Origin of the sequence: Bradyrhizobium genosp. A, assembly GCF_049949275.1 — a bacterium.
Lineage (GTDB): Bacteria > Pseudomonadota > Alphaproteobacteria > Rhizobiales > Xanthobacteraceae > Bradyrhizobium.
Window position 1 is genome coordinate 5,750,280 of the sequence record NZ_CP188196.1, and the last position, 23,613, is coordinate 5,773,892.

Annotated in this window: 17 protein-coding genes; 12 read left to right on the top strand and 5 right to left on the bottom strand. The window is 64.7% G+C overall.

All coding sequences use genetic code 11. The annotated features are described in order from the left end of the window. Positions 1 to 3 precede the first annotated feature (3 nt). The 3 genes from ACP2YP_RS26985 to ACP2YP_RS26995 form a co-directional block, all read right to left on the bottom strand. Positions 4 to 2,403 carry a bifunctional diguanylate cyclase/phosphodiesterase gene (locus tag ACP2YP_RS26985; protein WP_426419294.1) on the bottom strand — a complete coding sequence of 800 codons (2,400 nt, stop codon included), beginning with the start codon at positions 2,401 to 2,403 and terminating at the stop codon, positions 4 to 6. Between the two features lie 105 nt (positions 2,404 to 2,508). Then, positions 2,509 to 3,924, bottom strand: coding sequence for an MFS transporter (locus ACP2YP_RS26990; protein ID WP_426419295.1), 1,416 nt, complete (start codon positions 3,922 to 3,924; stop codon positions 2,509 to 2,511). A gap of 131 nt (positions 3,925 to 4,055) precedes the next feature. Further along, the gene (locus ACP2YP_RS26995; RefSeq protein WP_426419296.1) at positions 4,056 to 4,562 is read right to left on the bottom strand and encodes a ferritin-like domain-containing protein; all 507 of its coding nucleotides are present in this window, start codon (positions 4,560 to 4,562) and stop codon (positions 4,056 to 4,058) included. A gap of 425 nt (positions 4,563 to 4,987) precedes the next feature. Between ACP2YP_RS26995 and ACP2YP_RS27000 the strand changes: the two genes are divergently transcribed. The 11 genes from ACP2YP_RS27000 to garD all read left to right on the top strand — a co-directional run bounded on the left by ACP2YP_RS27000 (position 4,988) and on the right by garD (position 21,025). Next, the gene (locus tag ACP2YP_RS27000; protein WP_426419297.1) at positions 4,988 to 6,070 is read left to right on the top strand and encodes a lysylphosphatidylglycerol synthase transmembrane domain-containing protein; all 1,083 of its coding nucleotides are present in this window, start codon (positions 4,988 to 4,990) and stop codon (positions 6,068 to 6,070) included. A 104-nt stretch (positions 6,071 to 6,174) separates the two neighbouring features. Next, entirely contained in the window at positions 6,175 to 8,127 is a 1,953-nt protein-coding gene (locus ACP2YP_RS27005) for a hypothetical protein (RefSeq protein WP_426419298.1), read from the top strand. Between the two features lie 254 nt (positions 8,128 to 8,381). Beyond that, positions 8,382 to 9,857 (top strand): DUF1800 domain-containing protein, encoded by a 1,476-nt coding sequence (locus ACP2YP_RS27010; protein ID WP_426426278.1) that lies wholly within the window; start codon positions 8,382 to 8,384, stop codon positions 9,855 to 9,857. Between the two features lie 15 nt (positions 9,858 to 9,872). Further along, positions 9,873 to 11,066 (top strand): DUF1501 domain-containing protein, encoded by a 1,194-nt coding sequence (locus tag ACP2YP_RS27015; RefSeq protein ID WP_426419299.1) that lies wholly within the window; start codon positions 9,873 to 9,875, stop codon positions 11,064 to 11,066. Positions 11,067 to 11,236: 170 nt separating this feature from the next. Further along, entirely contained in the window at positions 11,237 to 12,835 is a 1,599-nt protein-coding gene (locus ACP2YP_RS27020) for an alkaline phosphatase family protein (RefSeq protein ID WP_426419300.1), read from the top strand. Between the two features lie 219 nt (positions 12,836 to 13,054). Then, entirely contained in the window at positions 13,055 to 14,407 is a 1,353-nt protein-coding gene (locus tag ACP2YP_RS27025; RefSeq protein ID WP_426419301.1) for an MFS transporter, read from the top strand. Positions 14,408 to 14,533: 126 nt separating this feature from the next. Next, on the top strand, positions 14,534 to 15,439 hold the full coding sequence (locus tag ACP2YP_RS27030) for a LysR substrate-binding domain-containing protein (RefSeq protein WP_426419302.1): 906 nt from the start codon (positions 14,534 to 14,536) through the stop codon (positions 15,437 to 15,439). 127 nt (positions 15,440 to 15,566) lie between these two features. Beyond that, on the top strand, positions 15,567 to 16,511 hold the full coding sequence (kdgD, locus tag ACP2YP_RS27035; protein WP_426419303.1) for a 5-dehydro-4-deoxyglucarate dehydratase: 945 nt from the start codon (positions 15,567 to 15,569) through the stop codon (positions 16,509 to 16,511). Positions 16,512 to 16,537: 26 nt separating this feature from the next. Next, a complete protein-coding gene (gene gudD, locus ACP2YP_RS27040) occupies positions 16,538 to 17,896 on the top strand; it encodes a glucarate dehydratase (RefSeq protein ID WP_426419304.1) in 1,359 nt (452 codons plus the stop codon). Between the two features lie 26 nt (positions 17,897 to 17,922). Continuing rightward, positions 17,923 to 19,371 carry an aldehyde dehydrogenase family protein gene (locus ACP2YP_RS27045; protein ID WP_426419305.1) on the top strand — a complete coding sequence of 483 codons (1,449 nt, stop codon included), beginning with the start codon at positions 17,923 to 17,925 and terminating at the stop codon, positions 19,369 to 19,371. Between the two features lie 112 nt (positions 19,372 to 19,483). Further along, entirely contained in the window at positions 19,484 to 21,025 is a 1,542-nt protein-coding gene (gene garD / locus ACP2YP_RS27050) for a galactarate dehydratase (protein ID WP_426419306.1), read from the top strand. 17 nt (positions 21,026 to 21,042) lie between these two features. On the opposite strand, the gene ACP2YP_RS27055 is transcribed toward garD, so the two are convergent. Beyond that, positions 21,043 to 21,399, bottom strand: a complete 357-nt coding sequence (locus tag ACP2YP_RS27055) for a hypothetical protein (RefSeq protein ID WP_426419307.1) — start codon at positions 21,397 to 21,399, stop codon at positions 21,043 to 21,045. Between the two features lie 344 nt (positions 21,400 to 21,743). Here ACP2YP_RS27055 and ACP2YP_RS27060 point away from each other — a divergent pair, with 344 nt between their 5' ends. After that, positions 21,744 to 22,889: a hypothetical protein gene (locus ACP2YP_RS27060; protein WP_426419308.1), complete on the top strand. Its 1,146-nt coding sequence runs from the start codon at positions 21,744 to 21,746 to the stop codon at positions 22,887 to 22,889. A gap of 30 nt (positions 22,890 to 22,919) precedes the next feature. Here ACP2YP_RS27060 and ACP2YP_RS27065 read toward each other — a convergent pair whose 3' ends face one another. Then, on the bottom strand, positions 22,920 to 23,537 hold the full coding sequence (locus ACP2YP_RS27065; protein WP_426419309.1) for a DUF2147 domain-containing protein: 618 nt from the start codon (positions 23,535 to 23,537) through the stop codon (positions 22,920 to 22,922). Positions 23,538 to 23,613: the final 76 nt, after the last annotated feature.

Consider the following 23,613-nt stretch of genomic DNA (forward strand, 5'->3'; position numbering starts at 1 on the left):
TCATCAAGCCAAAACGCGCAGCCGCGGCCGTTCCAGCATCATCGCGACGTCGGAGGCCGGCCGCGGCTGGCTGAACAGATAGCCCTGCGCCTGGGTGCAGCCTTCGCGGCGGAGCAACTCGAGCTGCGCGTCGTTCTCGACGCCCTCCGCCGTGGTGACGATGCCGAGGCTGCGGCCGAGCCCGGTCACGGCGCGCATGATCGCTACCGAATCCTCGCGCGTGGCGAGCTCGGACACGAACGAACGGTCGATTTTGATCTTGTCGAAGGGGAAGCTGCGCAGATAGCTCAGCGAGGAATAGCCGGTACCGAAATCATCGAGCGAGATCCGCACGCCCATGGCGCGCAGGTCGTGCAGCGTGGTCAGCGTCGCCTCGCTGTTCTGGAGCAGCACGGACTCGGTGATCTCGAGCTCAAGGCGGCGCGCCGCGAGCCCGGATTTCTCCAGCGCCTCGGTCACGGACGCAATCAGGTTCGGATTCTTGAACTGCACCGGCGAGAGGTTGACGGCGACGCCGATGTCATCCGGCCAGGTCGCGGCATCCGCGCAGGCCCGGTGCAGTACCAGCTCACCGAGCTGGATGATGAGGCCAGTCTCCTCGGCAAGTGGAATGAAATTGATGGGCGAGATCAGGCCGCGCTGCGGGTGGTTCCAGCGCAGCAGCGCCTCGAAGGCGACCACGCGATCGCTCGCGACGTCGCGGATAGGCTGGTAGTACGGCTGGAATTCGTCGCGCTGGAGTGCCGCCCGCATGTCCATTTCCAGCAGGCGCCGCGCCTGCGCGCGCGCGTCCATGCCGGTCTCGAAGAAGCGATAGGTGCCGCGGCCGTCGGCCTTGGCGCGGTACAGCGCGAGGTCGGCGTTTTTCAACAGCTCGTCGGGATTGCTGCCGTCCTGCGGCGACAGCGAGATGCCGATCGAGACGCCGATCACGATCTGATGGTCGTCGATCTCGTAAGGCGCGGAGATCACCTCGACGAGGCGGCCGGCGAGCGCTCGCGCGGCTGTCTCTTCCGAGCGGCCGATCTGGACCACGGCGAACTCGTCGCCGCCGAGGCGGGCCACGGTGTCGTGCTCGCCGACAATGGCCTTCAGCCTGCGGCCGACCTCCTTGAGTAGCGCGTCGCCGATGGGATGGCCGAGCGAGTCGTTGATGTCCTTGAAATGATCGAGGTCGAGGCAGAGCACCGCGAGTTGGTCGTTCGAGCCGGCCCGGCGCAATCCCTGTTCGAGCTGCTCGTGGAACAGCACGCGGTTCGGCAGGTTGGTCAGCGCGTCATGGCGCGCCATGTGCGAGATCTTGGCCTGCGCCTCCAGCCATTCGGTGATGTCCTCGAAAGTGGCGACCCAGCCGCCGCCCTGCATCGGCTGGTTGACGACGCGGATCGAGCGGTCGAACCGGCGGAGAACATCAGTTGTCGTACGTCCCTCCCGGGCATCCTCGACCAGGCGTGCGAAGAATTGGTCGGGCTCGCTATTCCACTGCCCCTTTGCCGCCTCCTCGCGGAGCACATCGAGCAATGTGCGGCCGGCGAGCTGCATGTCGGAGCGGCGGAGCATCGCCGCATACCGTTCGTTGAACAGGATGATCTTGCCTTCGGCATCGAACATGCACAGTCCCTGCGACATGTTCTCGAGCGCGGTGTCGAGCACGACCTGCTGGCGTCCGATCTCGCCCTTGGCACGACGGTCGAGCACGGCCGCCGTAAGCGCGATGACAAGAATGGCCGCCGCCGCGCTTGCGGTCAGGATGGACAACGACTGCGGCGGGATCGAAAGACCGCTGATCACAAGCGTAGGATCTGGCGTCAATTCCAGCGCGCCCATCGCGGTGAAATGGTGAGAGACGATGGCGACCGTCAACAGGATCGTCGCGGCAAGCGCGTTGGAGAGGCTATCGCCTCGTCCCGCGACGTGCAAGGCGGCCGATCCAAAGAGGATGCCGAGCAAGATCGACACCGTCACGGTCCCGGTGGTCCAGCTGACATGGGCAGGTATCTCGAACGCCATCATGCCGGTGTAATGCATCGCGGCCACACCTGCGCCAACGACGGCGCCACCGACCGCGACCAGACCCCCGCGCGTCGTCGAAATCGAGATGCTAAGACCGATGAAGGTGACTGCGATCGCAAAGATCAGCGACAGAACCGTTACGGGAATGTTGTAGGCACCACCGGCGCCCGGCCCATAGGCCTGCATCGCGATGAAATGGGTTGCCCAGATGCCGCAACCGGCGACGACGGCATCAAGCGTGATCCATACCAGACGTGCCGACCCGCTCGCCGCACGCGCGCGGTAAAACAGGCTGATTGCCGCCGCGCTGGCGAGCAGACAAACCGCGCCGCCGAGTGCGACCAGACGCCAATCATGCTGGTCCGTGAGACAAAACAGAACTTGATACATTGCCGGCCCCTCTTCCATCGGGCACTAGAACCGGCAGAGGTAGACAGTCGGTAACCGGCTATGCGCCGACTCCCGGAATGGTGAACAGAGAATGTGTGCGGCTGCTCACATTGCACGGCCTTGAGTCTTTGCGCCGAGTCCGATCACGCCGGCGGCCAGCAGCAGCACGGCCGCCGATATGATTAGCGACTGGTGGAGGCCGGTCATGAACGCGCTGTCGGAGGCGACCAGCGAACCGAACAACGCAACGCCAAGGACGCTGCCGGTCTGCCGCGTCGCGTTGAGCACACCCGCAGCGATACCGGATCGTGCCTTCTCGACGCTGCCGAGCAAAGTCGAGGTCAGAGGCGGCACCAGAAGGCCAAGTCCACCGCTGATCGCGATCATCTGCGCGAAGACCGCCCAATAGCTCGTCCCCGCTTCGATCCAAACCAGACCAAGACAGCCAAGCGCCGAGATGCAGGCGCCGACAACGATGGTCGGGCACGGGCCGATGCGCTCGGCAAGACGCGGCGCCAGCAGATTGACCGGCAGCACCGCGCCCATCATCGGCACGAAGGCAAGCCCGGTCCACCACGCCGACAGGCCGTTGATCCGCTGAAAGTAGAGGCTGAGCACGAAGATCAGGCCGTAGATCGCGATGTTGACGAGGAGGCCGACGGCCGTGGTCAGGGTAAACAGCCGGTGACTGAACAAGGACAGCGGAAGCATCGGCTGCGCCGTGCGGCCCTCGCGCCAGACGAACAGCGTGGCCAGGACCGCGGCCGCCGCGAAGGCCGAAAGCACGAGCGGATGCCGCCAGCCGAGCCCGCCGCCCTCAATGATCGCGCCCGCGAGGGCTCCGAGCGCGCCGATCGCGGCGAGCTGGCCGGGCAGATCGATCTCACGCGAGCGCGCCCGTGTGGTCTCGGTCGCATAGCGCCAGCTCAGCCACAGACCAGCGAGACCAATGGGCAGATTGACGAGGAAGATCGCGCGCCAGCCAACCAGCGTGATCAGCGCGCCACCGACGAAGGGACCGGCGGTCAGCGCCAGGCTCGCGCCTGCGGCCCAGACCGCGACGGCACGGCCGCGCGCGCGGTCGTTCGTATAGGCATGATTGAGCAGCGCCAGCGAATTCGGCACTAGGATCGCCGCCGCCAGACCCTGGACCAGCCGCGCGCCGATCAACAGAATGGCATTGGGAGACAGCGCGCACGCCAATGAGGCCGCAGTGAAGATCGCGAACCCCGCCATGAAGATGCGTTTGGCGCCGATCCGGTCGCCGAGCGCGCCGGCCGTCAGGATGAAGGCGGCAAAGGCGATGGTGTAGGCGCTGACGACCCATTGCAGTTCGGCAACGCCGCCGCCGAGCGACTTGCCCATGGCGTCGAGCGCGGTGTTGACGATGGTGACGTCGAGCTGCACCACGCCATAGCCAAGGCTCATTGCCGCCAGCGTGAGCGAGGTTGCAAGGCGCGATGCGGTGCGCGGGGCACCAGTCGCGTCGAAGGTTTCATATTTGATGGTATTGGCTCGCATGCTGCCACCTCGATTGCAGCCCCATGCGACATATACGCGTCCACCCCGCCGTCATGCTTCGACAACGACCGAATGATGAGAGCGCCGCGCGGGACCACCGCGCGGCGCTCTCCTGGCGGCCAAGCCTGGCCTTAGCTCGCCGCCCGCAGGTTCACCTTGCTCTCGGCAAGCGACGTCAGTTTCTTGTCCGTTGCCTTCTCCTCCTCGAGCGTTTTCGCGAGCACGGTGGCACAGTCGCTGCGGCCGAGCTGCTTGGCCCAGGCGATCAGGCTGCCGTAGCGCACGATCTCGTAGTGCTCGGCGGCCTGTGCCGCGTTGATCAAGGCCGCGTCGAGCACCGCCTTATCCGCGACCTCGCCCACAGTCTCGTCGGCCTCCTCGATGATGCCGTCGATTGCGGGGCAGTCGACCGCCTTTACCTGGGCACCGTGCATCTTGAACACTTCCTCGAGCCGTGTGACGTGCTGCTTGGTTTCCTCGAGGTGCGTCAAAAAGCCCTGTTTCAGCTGCGGATCCGTCGCCTTATCCGCCATTTTCGGCAGCGCCTTGGTGAGCTGCTGCTCGGCGTAATAGATGTCCTGTAGCTGATGCACGAACAGGTCGTTCATGGTCTTGATGTCTTTTGTGAACAGTCCCATCGCTCCGATCCTCGCAGGTTTCGGGAACATGGCAGCACCGGCCTGCACGAAAAGCCTGTGTTTTGCCGTGTTCGATTGCTGATGGGGCGCTAACCTGGGCGCTGCGCCGTCGTTCCAAAAAATGCCGGGATCGTTTGCTTCGGAAACAACGCTTGCGGCCGCAGAATTTGAAACCATCTGAATTTGCGGGTGCACGATGCGAGTCGATCCCTCGACTCATATGCTTAACGCGCGGGCCATGTGAACCACTTATGACAAAAACAGCCGGTCCGGCGCAGAACCTGTCGTTGTCAAGGGCTGCACAAGTCGCTGTTTTTGCCTTAAATGAGCTACATGCCTAGCGCTCGATGCCCATTTCGGGCAGTGATCGCAACCGACTGGCCAATGTCTGGCTCGGTCGGTCTTGCCCCCCGCCGGGAGGATGAATGCACGGACTGCTGCCCGCGCTGAAACGCGGCTTCAAGAGATGGATCGGCTGGCGACGGCTCGGTATTGCTGCGAGCGTGATAATCATCGCCTTCGCGGTCACCACGCTGCTGCGGACCCTCAAGGGCATCGATACCGGCGTCATCCTGACCGCCTTGACCGAAATTCCCCGCGGGCATATCGGCCTGGCCGCGATCTGCGTGTTCTTCGCGTTCTGTACGCTGACCTTCTACGACTTTTTTGCACTGCGAACGATCGGCAAGAAGCACGTGCCCTACCGCATCGCAGCGCTGTCGAGCTTCACGTCCTATTCGATCGGCCATAACATCGGCGCCACCGTGTTCACGGGCGGTGCGATCCGTTTCCGAATTTACTCGGACTACGGGCTGAATGCGATCGACGTCGCCAAGATCTGTTTCCTTTCCGGCCTGACCTTCTGGCTCGGTAACATCTTCGTGCTCTCGATAGGCATGACCATCCACCCGGATGCGGCCTCTTACATGGATCAGCTGCCGTCGTCGATCAATCGGCTGATCGCGCTCGGCGGCCTCGCCTCGATCGTCGCCTATCTGGTCTGGCTCTGCATGGGCGACAAACGCCGCGAGCTCGGCCAGAAGGGCTGGAAGGTCGTGCTGCCGTCGGCGCCGCTGACGCTGGTGCAGATCCTGATCGGGGTGGTCGATCTCGGCTTCTGCGCTCTTGCGATGTACCTGCTGATACCCGCCAATCCGCCGATCGACTTCCTGTCGCTCGCGGTGGTGTTCATCCTGGCAACGCTGCTGGGCTTCGCCAGCCATGCCCCCGGCTCGATCGGCGTGTTCGACGCCGCCATGCTGGTGGCACTGCCCGAATTCGGCCGCGAGCAGCTGCTGGCGACCCTGCTCGTCTTCCGCATCCTCTATTTCGTGATCCCGTTCGGCCTCGCCATCTCCATCATGGGCACCCGCGAGCTCTGGATGAACGTCGTCCGGCCCTGGCAGGAGCGGCGGCGGCTGGCGGAAGCCTGTGCGCAGGCCAACCTGCCCAAGCAGGTGACGCCGATGGAGCGCGAGCGATTGGTGCGCCAGGCCAGCAAACGATAAGGCCGCCAGCGGTCACACCGGCAGCCCGTAAAAGCGGCAGACAAAGGGCCGGGGAGCTATGCTCTCTTATTTCCGCCTCAACTTTGCCGTTGAAGACGCGGGCCATGATCCCTGTTTCCCTTCGCCGTTGTCTCTCGGGCGCCCTGCTGCTGGCCGGGCTCCTGACCGTTTTGCCGCTTCAGCGCGCCGTCGCGCAGGACGCCGGCGCCATGCAGATCACCTGGGAGGTCCGCAACCGCTTCCGCCTGTTCCGCGAGGAGCGCGACTTCCTGCTGCATGTCGAGAATGCGCGTAACCGCAGCATTCTCGCCGCCGAACAGTCGCTGGAGCTGCAGAGCGAGGGCCGCGGCTGGGCCCGCAACATGGTCAACCGCCTCTGCATCGACCTCCAGGGCCGGGTCAACCAGCCCTGCACCCGCGACAACGTCAAAGAGAACTACATCACCCCGATCGACCACCCCGTCACCGTGCGCCTGACCGGCGCGGTGCCGGTCGGCGCCACCTGCGCGTGGTCGTTCGACGACGGCGACGGACCACAGACCTCGACCTTCGACTGCGCCGAACCGGTCAATCTGCGGGTCCGCTACGGCAAGCAGACGGTCGCGAGCGTCGACGTCTCCGCCGGCTCCGATCCGGGCCAGCGCGTCCAGACCGAGATGCAGGTCCGCGACATCTTCATCGCCGGCCTTGGCGACAGCATCGCCTCCGGCGAAGGCAATCCGGACCGGCCGCTGGCGCTGTCGGACGAGGGCTTTTGCTTCCGCTCCTATCTCGGCACCGCCGGCGGACAGTATTACCGGCCGAGCCGCGCTGGCTTCAAGGGCGGTCGCGCCTGCGAGGCGCCGGATACGCTCGCCAACTGGCAACGCTACAGCGCGCTCTGGTTCAATTCGCCCTGCCACCGCTCGCTCTACAGCTACCAGGCCCGCACCGCGCTCGCGCTCGCGGTGCGCTACACCCATATCGCCGTCACCTATCTGCCGCTCGCCTGCACCGGCGCCAGCATCAGCGACGGGCTGCTCGGCTCGCAGCGCGCCCGCGAATGCCCACCCGGCAAGTCCGGCGTCTGCAACACCAGCGTGAATGCCCAGGTCGCGGAGTTGCGCGAGGCGCTCACCGCGGCCAGGAAACGCCAGCCGGATCGCAATCTCGATCTGGTGCTGCTCTCGATCGGCGCCAACGACGTCTACTTCTCCGGCCTCGTCGCCGACGTCATCGTCGATACCGCGACCGAGCGTGCACTATTCCGCCGCTCCGGCGTGATGGCAAGCGTCGACGATTCCCGCGATGCGCTCCAGCGCGAGCTGCCGCAGAATTTCGTCAAGCTGCGCGAGGCGCTAAAGCCGCTGGTCGGCGGCGATCTCTCGCACGTGGTCTACGTCTCCTATGCCAATCCGGCGCTGGCCGACGGCGGCGTGCCCTGCCGCGGCGGTCGCGGCGGCTTCGACATTCATCCCGCCTTCAACGCCGATCCGCAACGTCTCGCCCGCGTCTCGACCTTCGTCGACACCGAGTTCCTGCCACAGCTGAAGGGGCTCGCCACCTGCACGCAAGGCGCGCTGTGCCGCGATCCCGAGGCTGACCGCATGACCTTCGTCGACACGCATCAGGCTGCGTTCGCCGATCACGGTTTTTGCGCCCATGCCGGCGATGATCCCGAATTCGATCGCACCTGCTTCGCCGAGAACGGCCAGAGCTTCAATCCGGATATCGTGAGCGGGGCGAGCCAGCCGATGCTGTGCGGCCGCGGCGCCTCGGAATATCGCGCCTACCTGCCGCGCGCGCGTTGGATCCGCGATGCCAATGACAGCTATTTTGCGGCGATGACCTATCCGCAAGGGTTGCCGTCGGCGAGTCAGCCGACCGACATCCACGACGCGACCTGGGGCGTGCTCTCGGCCGTCTATGGCGGCGCCGTGCATCCGAGCGCCGAAGGCCACGCGGCGATGGCGGACGCCACACTGCCGGCCGCGAGCGCGGTGCTCGGGCTGGATGCCGTGCCGCCCGGGGTCACGCGCGGACTGCTGGCTCCGCCCCTGCCCGGCGCGCAGCAATAGAAGGGGGTGCGGACGGCACAGGAACCGGAACGGCGCATCGTTGCCGCTCGCCGGAAATTGATCGCGCTGCCGTCAATTGAGTCCATTCCATTCAGGGCAGGTTCAGCCGGCCGGCGCATGATGACGTACGCGTCATGGGATGTTGGGCCTCCTCATGCAGTCCGAACCCGTCGGGACCGATCGTGGATAGCAGAAGCGGATATCGTCGGCTGCACTGGTCGAGCGTCGCGGCGTTCGTGGCGCTCGCTGCGGGCATGCACCCGAACACCACCCGCGCCGACGATCTCAATCCGCACGATCTCGCTCTGCTCGATCGGCTGACCTTTGGCGTGAGCACCGCGAGTGCCGCGCACATGCACGGCCTTGGTGCCGAACGCTGGCTGCAGGAGCAATTGCGTCCGGCCGGCGATCCGGTTTTGCCCGACGCGGCAAAGGCGCAGATCGACGCGATGCCCGACGTCCACAGCTTCCCGTTCGACATTGCGGTTGCCTTTGAGCAACAATCCAAGAGCGCCAATCAGGTCGCCGACCCCGAGCAGAAGAAAGCCGCGCAGCAGGTCTTTCAGCAGGCGATGAACGATCGCGCCAAGCAGGCCGCGGCGCGTACCATCCTGCGTGCGCTCTATGCGCCCGACCAGCTGCGCGAGCGCATGGTCTGGTTCTGGTTCAATCATTTCAACGTTCACCAGTACAAATCGAATCTGCGCGTACTGGTCGGCGACTACGTCGACCACGCCATTCGTCCCAACTCGCTCGGCAAGTTTCGCAACCTGCTCGCGGCGACCGTCCGTCATCCCGCGATGCTGCGCTATCTCGATAACGCCGACAATGCGGCCGGCCATCTGAACGAGAACTACGCCCGCGAGATCATGGAGCTGCACACCCTGGGCGTCGGCTCCGGCTACACGCAGGCCGACGTCGAGGCACTGGCGAAGATCCTCACCGGGGTCGGCATCGACACCAAGCCGGAAGACCCGAAGCTCAAGCCGGAATTGCAGTCCCAGCTCGTGCGCGAGGGCGCCTTCGAATTCAATCCGTCCCGTCACGACTACAGCGACAAGACCTTTCTCGGCCACACCATCAAGGGCCGTGGGCTCGCCGAGGTCGACGAAGCCATCGACATTCTGGTCCACCATCCGGCGACCGCGAGCCATCTGTCGCGGAAGATCGCGACCTATTTCGTCTCGGACAATCCGCCGGAGGCGCTGGTCGCCCGGATGGCGCAGACCTTCAAATCCACCGACGGCGACATTGCGTCCGTGCTCGCCACCATGATCCATTCACCCGAATTCGAAGCCGCGCTCAAACCCGGCACGCGGTTCAAGGACCCCGTGCAATACGTGCTGTCGGCGGTCCGTCTCGCCTATGACGACCGGGCGGTCCTGAACACGGCGCCGATCCAGGGCTGGATCAATCGCCTCGGCGAAGGCCTGTTCAACCACGAGACACCGGACGGCTATGCGCTAACCTCGGCGTCGTGGAACGGCCCCGGACAGATGATGGTTCGCTTCGAGATCGCGCGCCAGATCGGATCGGGTGCGTCCGGCCTGTTCAAATCCGACGGACCGAACCCGGTCGAGCAGCCTGCGTTCCCACTGCTCCAGAACGCGCTCTACTTCAACGGCCTTCGCAAGACGCTCGGCCCGGCGACGCTGGCATCGCTTGACCGGGCGATTTCACCGCAGGACTGGAACACGCTGTTCCTGTCGTCACCGGAATTCATGCACTGAGCTACGGAGATCACCATGAACCGTCGCGAGTTGATCAAGACCTTTGCCGCACTCGCTCCGCTCACGGTGGCAGGCCGCGTCTGGGCCGCGCCGGCAACCGATGCCCGCATGCTCGTGGTGTTCTTGCGCGGCGCCTATGACGCGGCGAATGTCGTCGTGCCCGTCTCGAGTGATTTCTACCGCGCCTCGCGGCCGACGCTCGCCATCGCCAAGCCGGACATCGGCAATCCCAACGCCGCGCTCGCGCTCGACGCCGATTGGGGACTGCATCCAGCCTTGCGCGACAGCATCTATCCGCTCTGGGCCAAGCGCGAGATTGCCTTCATTCCCTTCGCCGGCACCAGCGACGACCTGACCCGGAGCCATTTCGAGACCCAGGACACGATCGAGCTCGGCCAGTCCGCTGGCGGCTCGCGCGACTATCGTTCGGGCTTCATGAGCCGGCTCGCCACCGAGCTGACGCGCGTCAAGCCGATCGCGTTCACCGACCAGCTCCCGCTGATCTTCCGCGGCAAATCGCAGGTGCCGAATACCAGCATTAACAACGTCGCCAAACCCGGCGTCGACGACCGCCAGGCCGATCTGATCAAAAAGATGTACGCCCAGTCCAATCTTGCGTCCTCGGTGTCGGAAGGCTTTCGCGTGCGCGACGACGTCTACCGCTCGGTTTCCCAGGAGATGAATGCCGCCAACCGCGGCGCCGTCTCGCCGCGCGGCTTCGAATTGTCGGCGCGGCGAATCGGGCGATTGATGCGCGAGCAGTTCAACCTCGGTTTCGTCGACGTCGGCGGCTGGGACACCCATGTCAACCAGGGTGCCGCCAACGGCTATCTCGCCGACCGGCTCGGCGAGCTCGGGCGCGCGCTGGTCGGCTTCTCCGAGGAAGTCGGCCCGGCGGCCTGGCGCGATACGGTGGTGGTCGTGATCTCGGAATTCGGCCGCACCTTCCGCGAGAATGGCGACCGCGGCACCGACCACGGCCATGGCAGCGTCTATTGGGTGCTCGGCGGCGGCATCAATGGCGGCCGCGTTCTGGGCGAGCAGGTCAAGGTCGAACAGCCGCATCTGTTCCAGAACCGCGACTATCCGGTGCTGACCGACTATCGCGCGCTGTTTGCCGACCTGTTCGGCCACGTCTTCGGATTGGGCAACGAGAGCCTCCAGCGCATCTTCCCGGGTGTGCGTCCGACCAACCTCGCGTTGGTCTAAAGCGCCACGAGATTGGGACGCTGGTCATCGCAGCGTCATCCGACGTTCATCGCCGTTACCTAGTTTTCCCAACGCTTCAAACTGACGCAGGCTGCGGCGGTTGCAAGACACGCCGCAGAACGACGTCGCTTGTTCGCAAGAAAATCAACACTTCACCGGGGAGCCGATCCATGACGATCCAAAAACGGCCGCTCACAGCCGTCGCTATTGCCTGTGCCTCGACATTGGGCCTTGCCCTGATTGCGCCGTCGTTTGCGCGCGCCGATAATGATCGGGACAACAACATCAAGCATGTCCTGCTGATCAGCGTCGACGGCATGCATGAGGTCGATCTGCAGCGCTATGTCGGTTCCCACCCTTCGTCGAGCTTCGCCAGGCTGCTTGCGCATGGCGTGCATTTCGCCGATGCGCACACCTCCCGGCCCTCCGACTCCTTCCCGGGCCTGCTTGCGTTCATGACCGGCGGCACGCCGAAAACCCATGGCGTGTTCTACGACGACTCCTACGACCGCACGCTGTTCGCGCCCGGCAGCAACTGCCAGGGGCAGCCCGGCACCGAAGCGCTCTACGCCGAGAATCTGGCCTACGACATCACCAAGCTCGACGGCGGCGGCCCGGCCGGCTCCGACCACATCGACCCCGCGCATCTGCCGATGCGGCTGAAGGGCGGCAAGTGCGAGGTGGTGTATCCGCATCAATACCTGAAGCTGAACACTATCATGGAAGTCATCCATGCGGCGGGCAAGCGCACGGCGTGGTCGGACAAGCATCCGGCCTATGAGATCATCAGCGGTCCGTCCGGCAAGGGCCTCGATGAGCTCTACGCGCCCGAGATCAACTCGCTCTCGGTTCCGGGGCACCCGGGCGTTGACTGGACCACCGACCCGAGCTTCACGCGCACCTATGACCAGTTCAAGGTCACTGCCGTGCTCAATTGGATCAAGGGATTCGATCACACCGGCAAGACCAAGGTCGGCGTTCCCGCCATCTTTGGCATGAACTTCCAGTCCATCAGCGTCGGCCAGAAGGTGACCGCCGACGGGTACCTGGATGCTGCGGCGACGCCCAGCCCGCAACTTCAGGCGTCGCTCGACTTTGTCGATGTCTCGCTTGGCCAGATGCTGGATGCGCTGGCGGACCAGCACGTTGCCCGCGACACGCTGGTCATCGTCGGCGCCAAACACGGCCAGTCGCCGATCGACGTGAACAAGCTTCACATGCTGACCGGCAGCACCAATCCGAAGCTGGGCGGCGGCGTGCGCGCCGACGTGACCGATCCGGCTGACTTGCTGACGAATGGCGGCGTCCAGCTCGCCCAGGAAACCGCCGATGACGTTGCCTTGATCTGGCTCAAGAATCAGGGCGACGCCGAGAAGGCCGTCGCGATCCTCGAAGCTGACCGCAAGGCCAGCAACCGGGCCCACATCGAGAAGATCTTTGCCGGTGAGCAGCTGGTCGATCAGTTCGGCGATCCGGCGGCCGGCCGTACGCCTGATATCATCATCCAGCCGATCGCCGGCACGATCTACAGCGGGAGCAGCAAGAAGATCGCCGAACACGGCGGCTTCGCCGAGGACGACACGCATGTCCTGCTTGTCGTCTCCAATCCGAAGCTCGATGCCACAGTCGTCCGCGAGCGCGTCGCGAACAGGCAGGTCGCGCCCACCATCCTGAAGGCGCTCGGCCTGGAGCCGGAGGAGCTCGAGGCAGTGCGCGGCGAGGATCATACCCGCCTGCTGCCGGGCGTCCGGCTGAAGGACAAGAACTGACGGAACCAAGCGGGGCGAGCCACTTTCGTGGCTCGCCCCACGCCATGTGAAAGACCTTGCCGCTGCTTTGGCCACGCGCGCACGACCTGACGGCCCGTCCTGCCGTTCCATCAATTCAAAAACGGCATCAATCGATACTCCCTTGCACTTGGACACTTTCCCGCATGCGCCTCTAGGAGTCGCATTGAGGAAACATTTCGAGTTCTAAGGAGGCGCCTGATGAGCGCAGTGGTGTCCGCAACCGACGTGAGGAGGTCTCGCGTCAGGCTGTTCATCGTGACCATGCTGTTCCTGGTCACCACGGTCAATTACGCCGACCGCGCCACGCTTTCGATCGCGGGCCCCGCGCTTTCCAAGGAATTGCATCTCGATCCCGTCGCCATGGGCTGGATCTTCTCGGCCTTCGGCTGGTCCTATGTCGTCGCGCAGGTGCCGGGCGGCTGGCTGCTCGACCGCTACGGCTCGCGCCTCGTCTATGCCTTCAGCATCATCGTCTGGTCGCTGTTCACGATGATGCAGGGCTGGGTCGGCTTCTTCAGCGCTGGCACCGCGATCATCGTGCTGTTCGCGCTTCGCCTCCTGGTCGGCGTCGCGGAGGCGCCGTCCTTCCCAGCCAACGCCCGCATCGTCGCGGCCTGGTTTCCCGGCAATGAGCGCGGCACAGCGTCGGCCTTCTTCAATTCCGGCCAGTATTTCGCCACCGTGATCTTCGCGCCGCTGATGGGCTGGATCGCCCATGATTACGGCTGGCGCTACGTCTTCTTCGTGATGGGAGGGCTCGGAATCATCATGGGCCTCGCCTGGATCAAGACCGTCTACGGTCCGAAGGAGCACCCCGGCATCAACGAGGCCGAGTTCGACTACATCAAGGAGGGCGGCGCGCTGGTCGATCTCGACGCGCCCGATAACGACCTGGCGCACGAGCGTGCGCCGGATTCCGGTCCGAAATGGGACCATATCCGCCAGCTGCTCTCCAACCGCATGATGCTCGGCGTCTATCTCGGCCAGTACTGCATCAACACGCTGACCTATTTCTTCCTGACCTGGTTCCCGGTGTACCTCGTCAAGGAGCGCGGCCTGTCGATCCTGCAGGCCGGCTTCGTCGCGACGCTGCCCGCGCTGTGCGGCTTCATCGGCGGCGTGCTCGGCGGCGTCATCTCCGACGCCATCCTGCGCCAGACCGGATCGCTGACCATGGCGCGCAAGATCCCGATCGTCGGCGGCATGCTGCTGTCGATGTCGATCATCGCCTGCAACTATGTCGATGGCCAGGCGCTGGTGGTTGGCTTCATGGCGCTCGCCTTCTTCGGCAAGGGCATCGGGGCGCTCGGCTGGGCGGTCGTCTCCGACACCTCCCCCAAGGAGGCCGGCGGCGTCTCCGGCGGCCTGTTCAACTCCTTCGGCAACCTCTCCTCGATCACGACGCCCATCGTGATCGGCTACATCGTGGCCGCGACCGGCTCCTTCAACGGTGCACTGGTGTTCGTCGGCATCAACGCGCTGGTGGCCGCGGTCGCCTATCTCGTGGTGGTCGGCAAGATCGAGCGGGTGGTGCTCAAACGTTCCTCCTGAGCGCTCCGAGTGATCGGAGTGGGACAGGCAACTCAACGGCGGCTCACAAGGCCGCCGTCTTTGTTTTGGGGATGATCGATGCTAGAAGTGCCGGGGAAACGCCTTATTCATCTAAGGCATGTATCGATGTTCGACCTCAACCAGCTCCGCTGCTTCGTCACGGTGGCCGAAGAACTGCACTTCGGCCGTGCCGCGGTGCGGTTGAACATGACCCAGCCGCCGCTGTCCCGGCAGATCCAGGTGCTGGAGCACATCATTGACGCGCCGCTGCTGGAACGCACCAGCCGCTCGGTGCGCCTGACGCCGGCCGGGCGCAGCTTCTTGCCGGAAGCCCGCCGGATCTTGAAGCTCGCGGAAAGCGCCTCGCAGGTCGCCCGCCGCATCGCGCTCGGCAAGACCGGCTCGCTGAAGATCGGCTTTACGGCCGCGGCGGCCTACGGCTTCCTGCCCGAGCTGGTCGCGGCCTGCCGCGCCAAGCTGCCGGAGGTCGATTTCTCGCTGAAGGAGATGGTCTCGGGCGATCAGTTCGAGGCGCTGAGCTCGGGTCAGATCGATGCCGGCCTGCTGCGGCCGCCGATCGCGCGGCCGGAGCTTGCGAGCCGCCGCGTCGTCGCCGAGCCCCTGCTCGCCGCGATCCCGAGGAAGCATCCGCTGGCGAACGCCGAGAACATCACCATCAAGGATTTCGACGGCCAGCCCTTCGTAATGTATTCGCCCTATGAAAGCCGCTACTTCCACGATCTCTTGGTGGCGCTGTTCACCCGCGCCGACATCCTGCCGCGCTATGTCCAGCACCTGAGCCAGATCCACTCGATCCTCGCGATGGTGCGCGCCGGCCTCGGCCTCGCCATCGTGCCGGCTGCGGCCGCCGGCCTGAAAATCTCCGACGTTCGGCTGCGTCCCCTCAAGCTGCGCAACCGCGTTCCGGTCGAGCTCTTCATGGTCTGGCGGCGTGACGACGAGAACCCGCTGCTGTCCGCGCTGGTCAAGATCGCCAGCGAATTCTCCTCCGCGGAGGTGATGGAAGATTGATGCTCAATCCGCATCGGTCGATATAGGCTTTGGCTTGGACGCGCATCGAACGGTCTCCTAAACAGCGGCGCATGGACGCGCGGCCTTGTTGCGTCCTCCACAACACCGGAAACAGGGAGCAGCGCCCATGAGCAAGATGACCCCGCAGGAAATGGCCCAGAAGATCGGATCCGGCCTCCTGTCCTTCCCCGTTACGCCGTTCAAGGCGGACTATTCCTTCGACGAGGCGACCTACCGCGCCAACATGGATTGGCTGTGCGGCTATGATGTCGCAGGTCTGTTCGCCGCCGGCGGCACCGGTGAGTTCTTCTCGCTGACCCCGACCGAAGTGCCTGAGGTGGTCAAGGTCGCCGTCGAGGAGACCAACGGCCGCGTGCCGGTGCTCGCCGGCACCGGCTATGGCACCGCAATCGCCCGCGAGATCGCTGTTGGCGCCGAGAAGGCCGGCGCCGACGGCCTGTTGCTGCTGCCGCCCTACCTCACCCATTCCGAGCAGGAAGGCCTTGCCGCCCACGTCGAGGCCGTCTGCGCCTCCGTGAAGATCGGCGTCATCGTCTATAACCGCGACAACGCCATCCTCCAGCCCGACACGGTCGCCCGCCTCGCCGAGCGCTGCCCGAACCTCGTTGGCTACAAGGACGGTATCGGTGACATCGAATTGATGACCCGCGTCTACACCAAGCTCGGCGATCGCCTGACCTATGTCGGCGGCCTGCCGACCGCCGAGACGTTTGCGCTGCCCTATCTCGACATGGGCGTGACGACCTACTCGTCGGCTGTGTTCAACTTCGTGCCGGAATTCGCCACCAATTTCTACGCCGCGGTGCGCAAGCGCGACCATGCGACAATCCACGCCGGCCTGAAGGATTTCATCCTGCCGCTGATCGCGATCCGCAACCGCAAGAAGGGCTATGCAGTCTCGATCATCAAGGCCGGCATGAAGGTGATCGGCCGCGATTCCGGCCCGGTCCGCCCGCCGCTGACCGATCTCACCGAGCAGGAGATTGCGGAACTGACCGCGCTGGTGAAGAATCTGCCCGCCGCAGGATCGACACAACAGGCGGCAGAATAAAGCAAGACAACAGGGAGGCGCGTGCGATGGCCCAGACTGATATCTCCGGCGCGCCCGTCGCTGGCGCACCGGTCGTCACAACGATGCAGGTGATCCCGGTCGCGGGCCGCGACAGCATGCTCCTCAATTTGAGCGGCGCACACGCGCCGTTCTTCACCCGCAACATCGTCATCCTCACCGACAATGCCGGTCACACCGGCGTCGGCGAGGTGCCGGGCGGGCAAAAGATCTGGCAGACACTCCAGGACGCCCGCGATCTCATCATCGGAAAGACCGTCGGCGCGATGAACAACATTCTCGCAGACGTTCGCACGACCTTCGCCGACCGCGACGCCGGTGGCCGCGGCAAGCAGACGTTCGACCTTCGCGTGATGATTCACGCGGTCACTGCGATTGAATCCGCCCTGCTCGACCTGCTCGGCCAGCACCTCAATCTTCCCGTCGCGGCGCTGCTCGGCGAAGGCCAGCAGCGCAAGAGCGTCGAGACGCTCGGCTACCTCTTCTTCGTCGGCGACCGGCGCAAATCCAAGCTCGACTACGTCAAGGGCGAGACCGGCAAGCCCGACTGGTTCAACCTCCGCCATCAGGAGGCAATGACGCCGGGCACCGTCGTGCGGCTGGCGGAAGCCACGCAGGACCATTACGGCTTCGCCGACTTCAAGCTGAAAGGCGGCGTCTTGCGCGGCGAGCAGGAGATCGAGGCCGTCACGGCCATCGCAAAACGCTTTCCCGATGCGCGCGTCACGCTCGACCCGAACGGCGCCTGGTCGCTCGACGAGGCCATCAGCCTCTGCAAGAATATGCACGGCATCCTCGCCTATGCCGAGGACCCCTGCGGCGCCGAGGCCGGCTTCTCCGGCCGCGAGATCATGGCCGAGTTCCGCCGCGCCACGGGCTTGCCGACCGCAACCAACATGATCGCGACCGACTGGCGCCAGCTTTCACATGCGCTGCGCCTCGGTGCGGTGGACATCCCGCTGGCCGATCCCCATTTCTGGACCATGCAAGGCTCGGTGCGCGTCGCCCAGACCTGCCGTGACAACGGCCTGACCTGGGGCTCGCATTCCAACAACCACTTTGACATTTCGCTCGCGATGTTCACCCATGTCGGCGCCGCGGCCCCCGGCAAAGTCACCGCGATCGACACGCACTGGATCTGGCAGGACGGCCAGGCGCTCACCAAGGAGCCGCTCCAGATCAAGGGCGGCAAGATCGCGGTCCCGGATCGTCCGGGCCTCGGCATCGAGATCGACCGTGCGGCCATCGAGGCCGCGCATGAACTCTACAAGCAGCATGAACTTGGCGCCCGCGACGACGCCACGGCCATGCAGGACCTGATCCCCGGCTGGACGTTTGACGACAAGCGGCCCTGCCTCGTTCGGTAAGACAAGACATCCTCGGAGGAAAAAAGATGACTGCGATCCTCAAAAACTTCATCGGCGGTGAATGGGTCGACGGCTCAGGCGTCACCAAGAACATCAACCCCTCCAACACCAACGATCTGGTCGGCGAATACGCCAAGGCCGACAAGGCGCAGACCGAGAAGGCGATCGCGGCCGCGAAGGCCGCCTTCCCCGCCTGGGCCCAGTCGACGCCGCAGGTGCGCTACGACGCGCTGAACAAGATTTCTCTCGAAATCCTCGCCCGCAAGGAAGAGCTCGGCCGTCTGCTTGCCCGCGAGGAAGGCAAGACGCTCCCCGAGGGCATCGGCGAGGTCGCTCGCGCTGGCCAGATCTTTGCGTTCTTCGCCGGCGAGGCGCTGCGCCTGATCGGCGAGAAAGGCGCCTCCGTTCGTCCCGGCCTCGACGTCGAGCTGACCCGCGAGCCGGTCGGCGTCGTCGGCATGATCACGCCCTGGAATTTCCCGATCGCGATTCCCGCCTGGAAGATCGCGCCGGCGCTCTGCTACGGCAACACGGTGGTGTTCAAGCCGGCCGAGCTGGTGCCGGGCTCGGCACATGCGCTGTCCGAGATCATCACCCGCTCCGGCATTCCGGCAGGCGTCTTCAACCTCGTGGTCGGCTCCGGCTCCGTGGTCGGCCAGACCCTGCTCGACCACCCCGATGTTGCGGCGATCTCCTTCACCGGCTCGGTGCAGACCGGCCGCAAGATCGCGCAGGCCTGCGTGCTGTCGAATCCGATGAAGAAGTTCCAGCTCGAGATGGGCGGCAAGAATCCGCTGGTCGTGCTCGACGACGCGGACCTCAAGACCGCCGTCGAAGTCGCCATCAACGGCTCCTATTTCTCGACCGGCCAGCGCTGCACGGCGTCCTCCCGCCTGATCGTCACCGAAGGCATCCATGACCGCTTCGTCGCCGCGGTGGCCGAGCGCCTGAACGGCCTGTCGGTGGACGACGCACTCAAGGCCGGCGTCCATATCGGCCCGGTGGTCGATCAAAGCCAGCTCGACCAGGACCTGCGCTACATCAAGATCGGCCAGGACGAGGGCGCCAAGCTCGCCTTCGGCGGCGAGCTGCTCAAGCGCGAAACGCCCGGCCACTACCTCCAGCCGGCGCTGTTCACCGAAGCCAACAACAACATGCGCATCGCGCGTGAGGAGATCTTCGGGCCCGTTGCCGCCGTCATCCGCGCCAAGAACTACGAGGAAGCGCTGGCGATCTCCAACGACACCGAGTTCGGCCTCGCCTCCGGCATCTGCACCACCAGCCTGAAATATGCCTCGCACTACAAGCGCAACAGCGAGTCCGGCATGGTGATGGTCAATCTGCCGACCGCCGGCGTCGACTATCACGTGCCGTTCGGCGGCCGGAAGGGCTCGAGCTACGGCGCCCGCGAGCAGGGCTCCTATGCGCGCGAGTTCTACACAACAGTGAAGACCGCCTATACGTATCCGGGTTGATAGGCTGATATCGTAGGGTGGGTTAGCGTCAGCGTAACCCACCACGTCTCCCAGCGCGGAAGCATGGTGGGTTACGCCTTCGGCTAACCCACCCTACACTTTCGGAGTCCTCATGGACCAGTCAGTCGCGGCGAAAGAACAGCCCCGCTACATCAAGCTCAACGCGCGCGACAACGTCGCGATCGTGGTCAATGATTTCGGGCTTCCCGCCGGCTCCCGTTTTGCCTGCGGGCTGACGCTGCGCGCCTTCGTGCCGCAAGGGCACAAGACGGCACTGGTCGACATCGCACAAGACCAGCCGATCATCCGCTATGGCGAGGTGATCGGTTACGCGCTCTCGCCGATCCTGGCCGGCGAGTGGGTGGATGAGGCGCGCATCCGCATGCCGGAGGCCCCTGACCTCGACAAGCTGGAAATCTCCACCGCCGTGCCTCCACCGCTGCCGCCGCTCGAAGGTTTCACCTTCGAGGGCTACCGCAATCCGGACGGCTCGGTCGGGACAAAGAACATCCTCGGCATCTCCTCCTCCGTGCAATGCGTCAAGGGCACGATGGAATACGCGGTGAAGCGCATCCGCACCGAGCTGCTGCCAAAATACCCGAACGTCGATGACGTCGTGCCGCTGACCCACGCCTATGGCTGCGGCGTCGCCATCAACGCGCCCGACGCGGTGGTGCCGATCCGCACGCTGCAGAACCTCGCGCTCAACCCGAATTTCGGCGGCGAGATCCTGGTCATCAGTCTCGGCTGCGAGAAGCTTGCGCCCGAGCGGCTGGTGCCCGAAGGCATCAGCGATGCCATCGTGCGCATGCAGGACGAAGCCTTCGACGGCTTTGGCGCGATCGTCGACGCGATCATGACCCAGGCGGAGGCCCGCCTGAAAATCCTGAACAAGCGCACCCGCGAGACCTGCCCGGCCGCCGATCTCGTGATCGGCTTGCAATGCGGCGGCAGCGACGCGTTCTCCGGCGTCACCGCGAACCCCGCGCTCGGCTTCGCCGCCGACCTTCTGGTGCGCGCCGGCGCGACCGTGATGTTCTCCGAAGTCACCGAGGTGCGTGACGCCATCCAGCTCCTCACCCGCCGCGCCATCAACGAGGACGTCGGTCGCGCGCTGGTGCGCGAGATGGCCTGGTACGACTCGTATCTGGCCCGCGGCGGTGCCGATCGCAGCGCCAACACCACGCCCGGCAACAAGAAGGGCGGTCTCGCCAACATCGTGGAAAAGTCCTTGGGTTCGATCGTCAAGTCCGGCTCGAGCGCCATCACCGGCGTGCTTTCGCCTGGCCAGAAGGCGACGCAGAAGGGCATGCTGTTCGCGGCGACGCCGGCTTCCGACTTCATCTGCGGCACGCTCCAGCTTGCCTCCGGCATGACCTTGCAGGTGTTCACCACCGGCCGCGGCACGCCCTATGGCCTCGCCGCCGCGCCCGTGATCAAGGTCGCGACCCGCACCGAGCTGGCGCGGCGCTGGAAAGATCTGATCGATTTCGACGCGGGCGGCATTGCCACCGGCGAGAAGACGATCGAGGAAACCGGCTGGGACCTGTTCCGCCTGATCCTCGACGTCGCCTCCGGCCGCACCAAGCCGTGGTCGGACCGCTGGGGAATCCACAACGATCTCACGCTGTTCAATCCGGCGCCGGTGACCTGAGGTTCAGGAGCAGCGCGTCACGTCATGCTGCCCGGCATGAAGCACCGCACGCGCGGGTGGCCGTCGATATAGTGCTTCCACACCACGGTGCGGCCGATCTTGTTTGGCTCGGTGATCACGGCGCCGTCGGGCACGACGACCCACTCCTCATCGAGATGGACACGGTAGTGCCCCTTGTCGGACTCCCAGTCGACATCGGCGACGACATAGCCGTCAGCATCCGAGCAGCACTGTCCGTACTCGCTGCGCAGACTCTCGAACCAGGGTTTGAGTGGCGAGTTGGCGTAGCGTCCGTCGTCGCGCGCCATCGCCGATGTCGCCGGCAGCAGCGTCAGCCCCAGCAACGTCGCTGCACACAGTCTTGCAAGTCTCATAGCGTCATCTCACGGATCGAAGTCAGCGCCGCGAGGAACAGGCGACCTCGCTCACGACAGGCGCGGCTGCGGCGACTCGTTCCTCCGGCAGATTTGCCGACAGCTATGCAAATCCGGCGCCAGCACGCATTCCGGGGAACTACCGGCGCGACCGTCCCGCTTGATCTGCCAGCACGTCCTGCATCTGTGACGTGCCGACGGTCCCCGCACCTCATTTCGGAGGCTTTCCTTGTCGTGTCTGGACGTGTACGAAGCTGGCGCAGATGCGACCGCTATTCGCTTAACCGGCTGTTTCAAATGGAAGAATTGGGTATCGGCGTGACAGGCATTGGACCGTCAGCGCTATGAGCGACTCGAAGGACCTGCTTCCCGATGAACAGGATCCGACCGATTTGCCCGCAAACCAGGTGCAGTTTGCGCTGGTGATTTCGCGCATGCTCGAGACGGTGAAAGACGACGCCGACGCCCGGCGGCAGATGGTCTACGATCTCGCCCGCTACAAGCTCCAGCAACAATTCACCTACGCCGACGCGAAAAACATCGACAAGATGAAGCAGGCCCTCGAGATCGCGATCGACGAGGTCGAGAAGTTTTCGCGCGAACAGGCACCGCTGGAGCGCTTGCCGCAACAACAACTCACGTCGGTCAGGGTGGCCGAAGCAGGCACTCTTCTGGTATCCGGCGAGGCGACCGTTTTGCCTTCTGGGATCGGGAAGTCCCGCAGCAAGCGGCCTGCGGTCTCGGGCCCGCTCCTGCCGGTGATCAAGCGCACAGCAGCCATCCTTGTCGTCGTTGGCGCAGTCGTCGCAATCGTCTCGCATCGAGACAAGATCGCCGCGCTGCGCCGGCTGACTTCGTCGCAGACGCCGGAGATCGCGCAGGTCACGCCCAAGCCCGAGACGACGATCACGGTCGCCAAGCCGGAAATAGTTCCCTCCGCCGCTCCGCCACCGGCGCGCGTGCTTCCGAGCGATTACGGCATCTATGCCTTGATCGACGACAAGTCGCTGGCTGAGTTGAACGCGACCAGCGTGATGGCGCCGGACATGCGCATTGCGATTTCACCGGAGTTCAAGAGGCCCGATCGACCGCATCTGCCGAACGGCCACGTCAAGTTCATCGTGTTCCGCCGGGACATCGCAAATGTGATCCCCGAGCGCGTCGAGGTCCGTGTTGTCGCGAAGGTCAGCGAGTTTTCGACCGACGCTGCAGGCAAGACGACGGGGGGCGGAGACGGCGTCGGCGTGATCCGCAATTTCTCCTATCCGTTCCGGATCTCGCCGATTCCGGGGAAATCCGAGATGTACGAGCTTCACGCCAGCGATGCGGAGCTCGAGCTTCCGCCGGGACATTACGTCCTGAGCCTGGGATCGCAGGCCTATTATTTTCAGATTGACGGTGAGATCGCCGATCCCCGGCAATGCCTCGAGCGGGTCGTTGCCGGCAACGGCACGTTCTATGCGCCTTGCAGGAAGGCGCGGACGTATTGAGGTCCGTTGCCCGGGCAGCGTGAAAGCTGCCTACTTCTTCGCTGCCGGCGCCATCATCATCGCGCCACCCTTTTTGGCCGCGGGCGCGGGCGCCGGCTTGGTCGCGGCGGCCTGTGCGGGGAGATATTTGGCGACGATGGCGGGATCGACTTCGGCGATATTTGCATCCGGCAAACGCTGCCAGCTTTCGTCCTTGCCGAACAGGGAAATGCCGAGGAAGCCGCGCATGGTCAGGATCTGACCATCCGGGCTCACCGTCATCTTGGCCTTCCAGATGTTGCCGTCGCGCGGATTGACGACGTTGCCGCCTTCATACTTCAACCCGTCGCGCTTCATGTCGCGGATGAAGGAGAGCCCGAGCACCGGCTGGTTCTTGCGATCGTCCGTGCATTTCGTGCAGGCCTCGTTCGGATCGTCGCCGGGCCGCGGAAACGTCTTGGCGATGACGCCTTCGAAGATGCCGTTGTGGTCGATGAAGAGGAACCAGCCCACCGTCCTGCCTTCTTCGACCTTCTGCCAAAGGCCCGCAGCGGTTGGCTGCGCTGGCGCCGCAGCCGGGACTTGCGCCGCAGCCGGGCTTGCCGCGCCGAGCGACAGCGCGAGCGCGAGGAACGGGAGCAGCCGAAAGCTGGAAGAGAGATGCCGCATTATGATCACCTTGCTAGCCACGACTGGAATGGCCGCAGACTACGGCGATTTCGCGAACGATTCCAGCACCGGAAAC